At 37.6% G+C, this 12688-nt stretch carries 11 protein-coding genes; 10 read left to right on the top strand and 1 reads right to left on the bottom strand.

What is annotated here, in order from left to right:
- Nucleotides 1-86: 86 nt before the first annotated feature.
- From H5088_RS14960 to H5088_RS14985, 6 genes are read left to right on the top strand one after another with little or no spacing between them, the layout of a single operon-like run.
- A complete protein-coding gene (locus tag H5088_RS14960) occupies nucleotides 87-989 on the top strand; it encodes a transcriptional regulator GcvA (RefSeq protein WP_002958561.1) in 903 nt (300 codons plus the stop codon).
- A gap of 2 nt (nucleotides 990-991) precedes the next feature.
- Nucleotides 992-1627 (top strand): alpha/beta family hydrolase, encoded by a 636-nt coding sequence (locus tag H5088_RS14965; RefSeq protein WP_182753493.1) that lies wholly within the window; start codon nucleotides 992-994, stop codon nucleotides 1625-1627.
- Between the two features lie 19 nt (nucleotides 1628-1646).
- Entirely contained in the window at nucleotides 1647-2015 is a 369-nt protein-coding gene (locus tag H5088_RS14970; RefSeq protein ID WP_024595287.1) for a DUF423 domain-containing protein, read from the top strand.
- Between the two features lie 17 nt (nucleotides 2016-2032).
- Entirely contained in the window at nucleotides 2033-3118 is a 1086-nt protein-coding gene (gene rlmM, locus H5088_RS14975; RefSeq protein WP_182753495.1) for a 23S rRNA (cytidine(2498)-2'-O)-methyltransferase RlmM, read from the top strand.
- 16 nt (nucleotides 3119-3134) lie between these two features.
- On the top strand, nucleotides 3135-6443 hold the full coding sequence (locus H5088_RS14980) for a PKD domain-containing protein (protein WP_182753497.1): 3309 nt from the start codon (nucleotides 3135-3137) through the stop codon (nucleotides 6441-6443).
- Nucleotide 6444: 1 nt separating this feature from the next.
- On the top strand, nucleotides 6445-6966 hold the full coding sequence (locus tag H5088_RS14985; RefSeq protein WP_182753499.1) for a hypothetical protein: 522 nt from the start codon (nucleotides 6445-6447) through the stop codon (nucleotides 6964-6966).
- Nucleotides 6967-7039: 73 nt separating this feature from the next.
- Here the strand turns inward: H5088_RS14985 and cysZ are convergent, their stop codons facing one another.
- Nucleotides 7040-7750: a sulfate transporter CysZ gene (gene cysZ, locus H5088_RS14990; RefSeq protein ID WP_182671383.1), complete on the bottom strand. Its 711-nt coding sequence runs from the start codon at nucleotides 7748-7750 to the stop codon at nucleotides 7040-7042.
- A gap of 310 nt (nucleotides 7751-8060) precedes the next feature.
- Here cysZ and H5088_RS14995 point away from each other — a divergent pair, with 310 nt between their 5' ends.
- The 4 genes from H5088_RS14995 (at nucleotide 8061) to H5088_RS15010 (ending at nucleotide 12479) form a co-directional block, all read left to right on the top strand.
- On the top strand, nucleotides 8061-10313 hold the full coding sequence (locus tag H5088_RS14995; protein ID WP_024597466.1) for an EAL domain-containing protein: 2253 nt from the start codon (nucleotides 8061-8063) through the stop codon (nucleotides 10311-10313).
- 207 nt (nucleotides 10314-10520) lie between these two features.
- The gene (locus H5088_RS15000; RefSeq protein WP_002958569.1) at nucleotides 10521-10982 is read left to right on the top strand and encodes a GNAT family N-acetyltransferase; all 462 of its coding nucleotides are present in this window, start codon (nucleotides 10521-10523) and stop codon (nucleotides 10980-10982) included.
- 232 nt (nucleotides 10983-11214) lie between these two features.
- Nucleotides 11215-12084, top strand: coding sequence for an MYG1 family protein (locus H5088_RS15005; RefSeq protein WP_154903389.1), 870 nt, complete (start codon nucleotides 11215-11217; stop codon nucleotides 12082-12084).
- A gap of 62 nt (nucleotides 12085-12146) precedes the next feature.
- Nucleotides 12147-12479 (top strand): YnfA family protein, encoded by a 333-nt coding sequence (locus tag H5088_RS15010; protein ID WP_182753501.1) that lies wholly within the window; start codon nucleotides 12147-12149, stop codon nucleotides 12477-12479.
- The last annotated feature ends 209 nt before the right edge of the window (nucleotides 12480-12688 follow it).

The following is a 12688-nucleotide window of genomic DNA, read 5'->3' on the forward strand; positions in this document are numbered from 1 at the left end:
GCTTTTTTTATGCCTTTAATATACACAAACTTATATGATGTATATAATCTCACGCATAAGAAAAACTAATTCTAAGCTTGGTTATTATGTCAAGACGGGTACCTCCATTAAACGCATTAAAAGCCTTTGAAGCGGCTGCACGCCATTTAAGTTTTACAAAAGCTGCAGAAGAGCTTTATGTAACGCAGGCGGCAGTAAGTCATCAAATAAAAACACTTGAAGAGCATTTAGGGCTGAAGTTGTTTTTACGTAAAAACCGCTCTTTATTGTTAACTGAAGAAGGCCAAGGCTATTTTTTAGATATTAAAGAGATTTTTACTCAGCTTATTGATGCAACTGAAAAGCTATTAGCTCGTGGCGCTAAGGGCTCACTAACGGTAAGCCTAACCCCTAGTTTTGCTATTCAGTGGTTAGTGCCTCGTTTGAGTTTGTTTAATGAGTTACATCCAGAGATAGATGTTCGAATAAAAGCACAAGACCAAGATGAAAACTCACTCACGGATGACGTAGATATTGCTATTTATTATGGAAGGGGTCATTGGAATGGCGTACAAGCGTACAAGCTTCATACCGAATATTTAGTACCACTTTGTAGTCCTATGTTATTAAGCGGGTTAAAGCCGCTTGATCAACCTAGTGATTTAGCGCATCACACACTATTACACGACACTACACGTAAAAACTGGAAAACGTGGATGAAAACCGCAGGCGTGCGTAACATCCAGGTAAATCAAGGGCCTATATTTAGCCACTCCTCTATGGTGTTACAAGCAGCTGTACATGGACAAGGTGTGGCAATTGGCAATAGTGTATTAGCTAAACCCGACATAGACGCAGGGCGTTTGGTAATTCCGTTTAATCATAGCCTAGAGAGTAAAAATGCGTATTACTTAGTGCTTCGTGAGTCGCAAACAGAGCTTGGTAAAATAGTTTCGTTTAAAGAGTGGATGCTGAGCTTAGTAGAGCATGAGCAAGAACATGAGTATTAATAATGATTGAATGGTTTAAAAGCACGGAGAAACCTGCAATAGCACAGTTTATATTTGCACATGGCGCAGGTGCTGGTAGCGATTCTGACTTTATGCAGCACATGGCAAAATTAATAAGCGAGCAGGGTATTGATGTTGGTTTATTTGATTTTGAATATATGCAAATCGCTAAAAAAACTAATAAACGCAGGCCTCCTGAGCGAGCACCAAAGCTACTTATTTATTATGAACAAGTGCTAACGAGTGCGCAGCCAGATTTGCCGTTGTTTATAGGCGGTAAATCGATGGGCGGTCGCATGGCATCAATGCTTGCATGTAGTACAGAGCAAAGCCTTTCAGGTGTTATAGCATTTGGTTATCCATTTCATCCGCCGGGTAAGCCAGAAAAATTACGCACCGATCATTTTGCTGATATTGTTTGCCCTTTTTTAGTATTACAGGGCGAGCGAGATACATTTGGTACACGTGAAGAACTTCTTACTATGAAAATGCCAAAGCAGCCTTTGTTTACTTGGCTGAGTGATGGCGATCACTCATTAAAACCACGTAAAAAAAGTGGCGTAACTGAACTGCAAAATAGAGAAACAGCAGCGTTAAGTGCTGTTGAATTTATTAAGCAACAAATTGAGATACGTTAAGACTCGAGTAGGGGGTTAGATGATTAAATTATTTTTAATGACCGGTAGTATTTTTTGTATGCTTTCGGTGATGTTAGGTGCATTTGCTGCCCATGGTTTAAAAAGCCGCTTATCGGAGTATTCATTAGGCGTTTTTAAAACGGCTGCTGAGTATCAAATGGTACATGGACTTGCACTTATTGCGGTGGCTATTTTAATTAAATGGGGCATAAACCTGAGTTGGGCTGGTGGCTTTTTTATAATGGGCACACTACTTTTTAGTGGTAGTTTATATTTACTCGCTCTAACAGGAATGAAGTGGCTTGGGCCTATAACACCGCTTGGTGGGTTGTGCTTTATTATTGGTTGGATTGTTATTTTAGTGCAAGTTGCACGATTTAAGTTTTAAAGAGTTTAAGGGTTAATATGTCTAGTGTTGTGATTTTTTGTCGTAGTGGTTTTGAAAACGATGCCGCTGCTGAAATAACGTTTCATGCTGCAGAGCAAGGTTTTGCAGGGTATGTAAAAGCAAAACCAAATACAGGTTATGTTGTTTACGAATGTTTTGAAGCGCATCACAGCGATGAAATAATCAAAAAAGTTGATTTTAAAAACATGGTGTTTGCACGTCAATGGTTTGCCGGCACATTACTTGAAAACATGCCAGTAGAGGACCGTGTGAGCGCAGTAGTTGAAGCTGCTAAAAATTTTACATTGTGCTCAGAACTGCGCGTTGAAACGCCAGACACAAACGAAGGCAAAGAGCTTTTAACGTTCTGTAAAAAAATCTCAACACCGCTTAAAAAAGCCCTCGAAAAACAAAATACTGTACTACGTGAGCCAAAAGCAAATCGCCCAGTAATGCATGTCATGTTTTTAACAAACAATACGGCTTATGTTGGTTACTCGTATAGCTTTAATAATTCTCCATTTTTCATGGGTATTTTGCGCCTTCGTATGCCAAGCGATGCACCGAGTCGCTCAACGTTAAAACTCGATGAAGCATTTAACGTATTTATACCTGAGCAACAACGCGAGTCACGCGTAGCTGCCGGTATGCGCAGTGTTGATTTAGGTGCATGCCCTGGTGGTTGGACTTATCAGCTTGTACGCCGTGGTATGTTTGTAAGTGCGATTGATAACGGCCCAATGAATGACGATTTAATGCAAACGGGTCAAGTTAAACATTTTAGAGCCGACGGTTTTAAATATCGCCCAGAAAAAAGAAATATTACTTGGTTAGTGTGCGATATGGTGGAAAAACCGACCAAAGTGACTACGCTAATGATTGACTGGGCAGTAAATGCATACGCAAAAGAGTTTATATTTAACTTAAAGCTGCCTATGAAAAAACGCTTTGATAGTGTTTATGAATGTCTTTCGATGATCAGAAAAGAGCTTGAGAAACAAGGTATCAATTACGAGTTGCAAGCTAAACATCTATATCATGATCGTGAGGAAATAACCGTTCATTTAAACGTTACTAAGGTGCCACAAAATTTGTATAGTTAATATGTAGAGGCTAAAAGTGGTAAAAAACAATATTAATAAATGGCTAAGTTTACTTTTTTTATCACTTTTAATCACAGGCTGTGGCGGGGGAGGCGAAAGTAGTGATACAACTACGGCCCCTGGTAACGCTGCGCCCAGTGTTACGCTTTCGGTTAGCAGTAACGTTATTACTTCTAATCAATCATTTACTATTACAGCGCTTGCAAGTGATAGCGACGGACAAATTGCCAGCTATCAATGGCAACAACTTAGCGGGCCTGAGTTTACGTTTACCTCTAACGGTAACACGCTTACAGCCACTGCACCTAGTGTAACAACCGATACGACCTTTAGCTTTTCGGTTACAGTTACTGACAACTCAGGTGCTACTGCACAACAAGTTTTTTCAGGCACTATCACCTCTCAAAATAATGCTCCTACAGTTAATATAACAGGCCCAAGTAGTGCACTTGCCAGCACACAAGTTAGTTTAGTTGCTAACGCTCAAGATACAGATGGCACTATAAGTAATATTAATTGGATTCAGTCTGCTGGGGACGATGTTGAGTTTTCACAAACTGATGGAGTCCTTAGTTTTACCGCCCCTAATGTATCTGAAAATACAACACTAGGTTTTAGCGTAACCGTAACTGACAATGCAGGTAAAAGCGCTCAAGCGAGTAAAACGGTTTTAATTAATCAAGTAAATAGCGCGCCAACAGTCATTGTTACAGGCCCTGAAGAAGCTGAAAAAGGTGACAGTGTAACCTTAGTTGCAGATGCACAAGACAGCGATGGTAGTATTAATAGCATAACTTGGCAGCAAATAAGTGGTCCTGTAGTTGAACTTACTCAAACACAAACAAGCATTAGTTTTAATGCGCCCACTGTTGCACAAAATACCAATGTTACATTTGTGGTTACTGTAACCGATGACGATAACGCTACAAATAGCGCTCAAAAAACAGTTGTAGTATTAGCACCAAACAATCCACCAACTGCAGATGATGTAAGTATTAGCGTGCAATATAATCAAGCCACAGAATTTAGTTTAGTAGTTAGCGATGCTGATAACGATACGGTTCAGATTGATTTTGGTGATGATTTAAATGGTGCACAAATTAGTGTTATTGATGCACAAGCCTTACTTTTTAGCTACACGCCTCCTGCAAACAGTATTACTTCACAAAGCTATACGTTAACTGCGTCTGATTCAAAAGACACAACCGAATTTACCCTGAATATTACTGTGGTTGATTCAACGCCCGCTACAATTAGTAATGTAACACCCCAAAGTAATAATGACCCAGTTCTTGTAGATAGCCCTGTTAGTATTACATTTTCAGATATTATGCTAACGAGCACTTTAGCAGTTAATTCTAGTAGTGGTGTTTGTACAGGAGGCGTACAAGTGTCGGCAGATAATTTTACTACTTGCTTGGCCTTAAATATTGAAAGTTTGTCGGGTACTACTAGTGACACAAGTACTTATTTTCATACTGTAAATGTAAGCGCAAGCTTTAATGAAGATACCCAATATATTGTCCGTGTTACAGCTGATTTAACTAATTTTGATGATACGGCCATTGAAACGCAAACCGCTACTTCTTTTACTACCTCTAGCCAAGATATAAAAATAACTGAAGTTTCTTCTGTGCAATTTAGTAACGACTTACCTTGGATTGAAATTTATAACGGCACAGGGGCTGCTGTAAACTTACAGAGTTATTCGCTTAAAACCCGCAGTATTAATATGATTAATAGCTCGACTAGTGCAGAGACAACTTTTTCACTGCCCAATAAAGAGCTTGAAAATGGTGAGTACCTTATTTTACAAAGCAAGTTTGGAGATGATTTTTTAGTCAGTGCATCAGTTAACAACCCTAAAATAGCGCTTGTGGGTAATGCTAGTGATGAAATTAGACCTTATTGGTACATAAACGGTTTTGTAGAATTACTTAATAGTGCAGGTACACAAACAATCGACTTTGTAAAATTTGGTAACTCAGTACAAGAACCAGTAACGCCATCACAATGGCAAGGTGGTAACGCAGAGCAAATCATCTCCGAGCAAGGAGGCAGCTTAAAGCGCGAGCTTAATGCGACAGACACTAATCAAAGTACTGATTGGAATTATTCTGTGTTTAACACACCCGCTGGGCCAAACAATATAAATTGCACAATAGATGATGATGAGGATGGTATTCCTGATTGCGCTGAGCAACAGGGTACAACATTCGCGGGTTTACCACTTTATGAGTGGGGGGCGCGTACCTCACAAAAAGATATATTTATTGAAGTTGATTATATGGACAGCAGTGATGTAGGTATTACTCCACATCGAACAGCACTTGAAAAAGTAGCCACTGTTTTTGCAGAAAAAGGCTATACAGTCCACTTTGACGTAGGTGATTTGTTTGATCAAAATACAAATACAGCACCGCAAAACTTTGATTTAGGTGGCGGAAATCTTGTCCCTTTTAATAGCTATACCCCGTTTGAATACGATTTAAGTAGCCCTAATTTATTTGCTTATAAAATGGAATATAGCGATATAACTCGCAGGCCCATTTTCCATTATTTATTAATGGCAAGTAGTGGTAACGAAGACGGTAGTATTAGTGGTTCGGGTATTGCTGAGATAAGCGGTAATGATTTAATGGTAACTATGGGGGGCTGGGGTTTAACGCTTGATACGCAAGTAGCAACCAATGTAACTTATAATTATCAAGCATCAACAATATTTCATGAGTTAGGTCATAACTTAGGTTTATACCATGGCGGTGATGAAGAAGTTAATTTTAAGCCTAATCATTTAAGCTCTATGAACTATTTATATCAACTAGCGGGTTTATCAACAATAGGTAATAACGAAGGCGATCGCTACTATGAGCGTTTTTACCCAGGCAATGCTAGTTGCGATATTGCACCAAATACTAATAGTCATTTAGGCTCTACGGATGATTTTATTATTGATTATTCAAATGGTAGTTCAGCAGATTTAAATGAAAGCACCATACTTGAAATACAGGGGTTAAATAGAAATAGCTCACTAGCAGTTGATTTTAATTGTAATGCAATTAACACCGAAAGCTTAACCAGCTTTGATACTAACCAAGATAATACAATATCAATACTGAGTGATGTAGATGAGTGGAGCATGCTTAATTTACAGTTTTATATGCAAAGTGCAGGTAATCGATTTGGCGTGCCAAATACAAATAACAGTAAGGTGCATAATTTACAAAGCTCGCCTACTAATATTGAAACGCTGCCCAGTTATATAAAAGAAGCACAGCCAAGTAGTGCAATTATTGCTGAGTTAAAAGCAATTAAAGAGCAATAGTATGAAGCCGATGCTCAGCACTAAGTTTATTATCTTGAGTAGTTTTTTTAGCTTACTAATAGCGTGTAGCGATACTAACAATGCACGTGAGTGGTTACTAAAAAATGATAATTTGTATTATAAAAATACAGCTGTTGACTGGCGAATTGAATCAGTAAAGGACTGTAATACATGCGTTATAAGCCAAGATGTTGTTTATCAGCCTGAAGGTATTAGTCGTTATAATACGTTAATGCAGAGTCAGAATTGGGTCGCAGTACATGAACTAAGTAAAATCAATGTCATTCGTTTAAAGATGCCAGACCAAACACCTTATTTATACGTAGAGCGTGTAAAAGGTCAAATACTAAAGCTGTTTGATCAGCAGCAAAACTACAGTATAAAAATTGGTGAAGTTACAGCCGTTAATATTAGTAATCAGCGCTTTAGTATTTTGATTAAAAAATTTGAAGAAGTAGATAAACAAAGCGATGCATTACCAAGGCGTGCATCGCTTGAGTTTATTGCTTTAAAAATAGATTAAAAAAAGCACCTTAGGTGCTTTTTAATCTAGAATGCGGTGTCCTTCGAATATTGAAAAGTCAGCAACCTTTTAATTAACTGCGATATTTTGGACGATAGTTATCTACCCATAAACGTGTTGCACCGCACACTGCGACTGGCATAACTATTAAGTTTATAAAAGGGATAGCAGTTAACAACATAACAGCAAAACCAAATCCGTATGACAAACCTTGCTTAGATTTTAAATCGTCTTTCATTTGCTTAAAGTCAATTTTATGATTATCAAACGCATAGTCTTCGTATTGAACTGCGTACATCCAACAAGTAAATAACACCCATAGTATTTGACCAATGACCGGTAAAACCCATAACAATATAAAAAAGCCAATTGCGCGAGGAAGGTAGTAGCATAGTTTTGTCCACTCACGGGCAAGCATGCGAGGTATATCTTTAACTAGTTCGGCAAAGCCGTCATCGTTAATTTTTTGACCTGTTAGGTAAAGCTCAACTTTTTCACTCAAGAGCGCATTGAAAGGGGCTGCAATAAAATTAGTGATAACTGTAAAGAGCATACTATAGCTAAACAAAACAACTAATACAGCAATAGGCCACATTAGCCACTCTAACCAGCTTAACCACTCGGGGAGCATGTTGTTTATGTAGCTAAAACTATCACTTAACCAGCCAACTAAAAAAAACAGCGAGCTACCAAACAGCAAAATATTAATTAATAGCGGAATAAGGACAAAACGCTTTAGCCCTTTTTGGCTAATTAATTTAAACCCCGAAAAAAAGTATTCCATACCTTGTGTGATCTGCACTGTAACCTCAAAAAATATTTACCATTACTTATAGTATAAATAGCTTAAAAATTTTGAACAGTACTTTTAAGTAACAAAGTGTTAGCTTTAATATTGTGGTTTTGTTTATATAGTAACAATAGGTGTTCAGTAATATGCAACTATGATTATTTTAGACAGGCCCGATTATTTTTCGCCAATAAAATAAAAAACTTACTAATCATGACTATACTGAACTTTACTGCGTAAGAAAAAAGCGCTTGATTAAAGCTTTTGTTGTTTCAATGTGTATAAATAATACGGGTAAAGGAAAATGGGTACGGATAGGTTAAAAAAGTTATTATCTCACCAGCAAGGCATTTTATCTAAAATTGCATTAGGGGTACCTTTAAGTGAGGTGCTTACTGAAATTTGTTCATCAATCGAGCAGATTATTGATGATGAATCCGCTAGGTGTTCAATCTTATCAGTTAAAGGCCAGCAGCTTTTTCATTGCGCAGCTCCTAATATTCATCCAGAGTACTGTAGTTTGCTTAATGGAGTCTATATAGGGCCAAAAGTGGGCTCATGTGGTACTACTGCATTTTCGAAATCGCGCACTATTGTTGAAAATATCGAAACTTCACCGCTGTGGGAGGACTTTAAAGACTTAGCACTAAAGTTTGGTCTTAAGTCATGTTGGTCAACGCCTATTTTTTCAACTCAAGCCGATTTATTAGGCACCTTTGCTATCTATCACAGCACTCCTAAATCACCATCAAAGCAAGACTTAGAGTTAATCGATTTTTTTGTACACTTTTCTAGTATCGCTCTTGAAAAAAGTAACGAATTTAACAAAGCAAAACAGCTGCTCGCGAATTTACAGCAAAGTAATGAAAAGTTTAAAGCCTTCACTAAGGTAATGCCTGATCTCATTCTTATTTTAAGTGAAGAGGGAATTTATACCGATGTGTATGGTACCTCTAATGAGTTACTGCTTGATTCAAGCAAGGACCTTATTGGTCAAAGTGTTAAGGATCTGCTCTCCCAAGACGATGCACAAATGATAATGGACGTTATTAAAAAAACACTCTCGACTAACGAGACGCAAATTTTTGAATATGAATTAGCTGTACCAAAGGGGAATATAGTTTTTGAAGGCAGGGCTGCTGCATTAGATCATTACCACCCCAATAGTCCTACAAAAAGGCACGTAGTATGGATGGCTAGAGATATTTCAATAAAGAAAAAGGCCGAACAAGAAGTACATAAGCTTGCTTTTTACGACCCATTAACGAATCTTCCAAATAGAAGAATGCTTAGCGACAAATTAAGCATGTGTGTGGAGAGTGTTAAGCGTGATAAAAATATAGGGGCGTTATTATTTTTAGACCTAGATAATTTTAAGCGTATTAATGATTCACTTGGGCACAGTGCGGGTGATGAAGTACTTGTGGAATTATCAAAAAGGTTAAGCGCAATAATAAAAGGCTCTGATACGTTGGCCAGAGCGGGTGGCGATGAGTTTATTATTTTACTAAAACACGTTGGAGAAAATACACAGCAGGCGAGCATCGAGTGCAAAATAGTAGCCAAAGAGATTCAAAGAGCTTTTCATGATAAATTTGAAGTGGGCAACCTTGCATTTCAAGTAAGCTGCAGCATAGGTATTTGTCTAATTGATAGCGTAAATGCGCAGGCAGGCAATATATTAAAATTTGCAGACACGGCTATGTATCGTTCTAAAAATAAAGGGGGGAATAGCAGTAGCTTTTACGATCCAGCCTTACAAACACTGCTTGAAAAACAAACTGAACTAGAAACCGATATAGTCAGGGCGATTGCATCTGATGAGTTTTGTGCTTATTTTCAGCCTCAGGTAAATACGTATGGTGATGTTATTGGTGCTGAAGCACTCATTAGGTGGAACCATCCTCAAAAAGGGTTAATAGCGGCAAACGAATTTATACCAATTGCAGAGCAATACGGGCTTATTCAAAAACTACAAAATATTGTTTTACATGATATATGTATTTTAATAAACGAACTTAAAGCAGATAACATAATTGACGACTCGTTTAGTGTTTCAATTAATATTAGCCAAAGCCAGTTTAATTCATCAAATTTAAAAGGAGAGCTGTTTAGCACTATCAATAAATTTGATATTCGAGCACAGCAAATTAAGTTAGAAATAACCGAGTCAATGCTCTCAAGCGATATAGATTATACAATTAGGCAAATGAAAGAACTCATTGCCGCTGGCTTTTTATTTTCGATTGATGATTTCGGAACCGGTTACTCCTGCTTAGCGTACTTAAGTGCGTTTCCTGTTAAAGAATTAAAAATAGATAAAAGCTTTATTGATAAAATTTTAGATAGCACGGTTGGCTTTAATATTGCGCAAACAATTATCAGTTTAGGAAAAAGCTTAAACTTAGAGGTAGTTGCAGAGGGCGTAGAAACAACAGAACAATATGACTTACTTAAAAAAATGAATATTGACGCCATGCAAGGCTACTTAATTGCAAGGCCGATGGATAAAGAAGGCTATGCAAAATGGCATAGCGCTAATACTAATGCGCAATAATACTTGAACACTACTATTTATTAATTAGTAATAATTTAGCAAAATTTATACACTTGCTAGGCCACTTTTGCTCTTTTAGCTGGTGAAATGTCATAACCCATATGCTAAATAAGGAGTAAAGATTTTTTAATTAAACAATGCTAAGCTATGACCGCTTAAATATATTATTTAAAGCTTAATAAACTTATAACAATGAATGGAAGCTTTATGCAGTTAGTCGATTTGAACCCGAATGATCCCGACGTGGTAAATGTATTTGATGATATAGACCGACTTATAAATTCTTTATATCCTGTGGCTACCGCACAGTCTCTGGAGTTAAACGAATTAACCTTACCTAATGTGTACGCTATTGGTTTAAAAACTGAAGAAGGTATTATTGCCTGCGGTGCGATTGTAGAGAAATTTGATACCCAGCCTTACGGCGAAATAAGGCGTTTATATGTAAAACCAAGTCATCGTGGTAAAGGGCTATCAAGACGTATTATGCAGATTTTATTGCATCAAGCTGGCGAAAAACAAATCCCGTTAATACGCTTAGAAACAGGCCCAAAACAAATAAAATCAATCAATTTATATGAAAATTTAGGCTTTAAACGCTGTAGCAGTTTTGGCTCATATGTAGATAATCCACAAAGTGTTTTTATGGAATTAGGGCTTAGTAAATAAGTTCATTAACGCTGCGACATGTTAAAGCTTAATGTGTCGTAAATATCTGCCTTCATTATTATCTTGTAATAAAAGTCATACTCAAACTAGTAACTATAAAAGCAGCTTTTATAGTGATGCAAAAATACTTCACTGTTTTTAACACCTGTCTTCGTATAAAATCTGCCTCGATAATTAGTGACTAACTTACAAAGCGAGAATTTTTATCTTTTCTAAAAGTAGCAATAAACAAATGAGCGAAATAACAGTAGTAACCCACAATGGTAATTTTCATGCAGATGACGTTTTTAGTATTGCGGTACTTAAACATGTTTTGCCAACGTTTAAATTGGTACGCACACGCGATAAAGCGCTTATAGAAAGTGCCGACTACGTAATAGATGTAGGTGGGGAATACGATCCTGAAACTAATCGCTTTGATCATCATCAACGTGGTGGTGCAGGCGAGCGAGAAAATGGCATTCCTTTTTCATCATTTGGTTTAGTGTGGAAAAAATACGGCTTAGCACTGTGTGATGATAACCAGGCCGTTGCTGATAGAGTGGATTCAGGCTTAGTTTCAACTATTGACGCCATTGATTGTGGTCATGTTGAAGGTGTATCAAAAGGGATAAGCTTGAGCCAAACAATTTCAATGTTTAACCCTACATGGGAAGAAGAAAGTAACTTTGATACCTGTTTTGATGAAGCCGTTGAATTTGCAGCACGTATGCTCATTCGTTTTATCGCCTCAGCTCACGGTAGTGTTAATGCAAAAGAGATTGTCGCCAGAGCAATTGAAAATGCAGACGATGCCAGAGTAATCGTGCTTGAAAAGTACACACCGTGGAAAAAAACAGTGCATATTTTATCAAGTGAGGCGCTATACATGGTTTACCCATCGCATTCTGGGCAATGGATATTACAAACAGTACCCGTTGAGCCTGGCTCGTTTGAAGATAGAAAACCGCTTCCTAAAGCATGGTCTGGTTTATCTGATCAAGCGTTCGTAGATGAAACAGGTATTGATGACGCAGTGTTTTGCCATAATGGTTTATTTATAGCGGGTACCAAGTCGTTTGAAAGCACAATGAAACTTGCCACTATGGCGCTTAGCGAATAACAACGCACTAAGCATAACAATTTATATAGATTGTTATGCTTGTTATTTTTGCGCGGAGCATTATGTTTGAATTAAAAACAATCGCACTTTTTATTATTACAGCCTTAGCTGAAATAGTGGGGTGCTATTTGCCCTACCTTTGGCTAAAACAAGATAAAAGCATTTTACTTTTAATTCCTGCGACTTTAAGTTTGGCACTATTTGCATGGTTGCTATCTTTACACCCTACTGCTGCCGGACGTGTATATGCAGCTTATGGCGGCGTATATATTTGCGTTGCGCTATTATGGTTATGGGTTGTAGATGGCGTAAAGCTTACTATGTGGGATATTATCGGTGGTTTAGTAGCACTGCTAGGTATGGCAATAATTATGTTCGCCCCAAAGTCTATTTAATTCAAATGCATGCCAAAGCTTACTCATAATGAAATTACCCTTGAACTACCCGAAAGCCGATTTTTTGAAGATATGTTTGGAGTAGACTATCCAAGTTATCTCCCTTATTGGCTTGCTTATATGAGCCCAAAAGAGAGGCAAGCGTACCTCCTAGCTACAAAATCTGAGTATATGGATATAGTTGATGAAATGTATAGCGAAAGTTTTAA

This window comes from Pseudoalteromonas sp. SR43-3 (assembly GCF_014163875.1).
GTDB lineage: Bacteria > Pseudomonadota > Gammaproteobacteria > Enterobacterales > Alteromonadaceae > Pseudoalteromonas > Pseudoalteromonas distincta.

Coding starts and splice junctions, on each gene's coding strand:
- H5088_RS14960 (WP_002958561.1), top strand. CDS start 87: ATGTCAAGACGGGTACCTCCATTAAACGCATTAAAAGCCTTTGAAGCG.
- H5088_RS14965 (WP_182753493.1), top strand. CDS start 992: ATGATTGAATGGTTTAAAAGCACGGAGAAACCTGCAATAGCACAGTTT.
- H5088_RS14970 (WP_024595287.1), top strand. CDS start 1,647: ATGATTAAATTATTTTTAATGACCGGTAGTATTTTTTGTATGCTTTCG.
- rlmM (WP_182753495.1), top strand. CDS start 2,033: ATGTCTAGTGTTGTGATTTTTTGTCGTAGTGGTTTTGAAAACGATGCC.
- H5088_RS14985 (WP_182753499.1), top strand. CDS start 6,445: ATGAAGCCGATGCTCAGCACTAAGTTTATTATCTTGAGTAGTTTTTTT.
- cysZ (WP_182671383.1), bottom strand. CDS start 7,750: ATGGAATACTTTTTTTCGGGGTTTAAATTAATTAGCCAAAAAGGGCTA.
- H5088_RS14995 (WP_024597466.1), top strand. CDS start 8,061: ATGGGTACGGATAGGTTAAAAAAGTTATTATCTCACCAGCAAGGCATT.
- H5088_RS15000 (WP_002958569.1), top strand. CDS start 10,521: ATGCAGTTAGTCGATTTGAACCCGAATGATCCCGACGTGGTAAATGTA.
- H5088_RS15005 (WP_154903389.1), top strand. CDS start 11,215: ATGAGCGAAATAACAGTAGTAACCCACAATGGTAATTTTCATGCAGAT.
- H5088_RS15010 (WP_182753501.1), top strand. CDS start 12,147: ATGTTTGAATTAAAAACAATCGCACTTTTTATTATTACAGCCTTAGCT.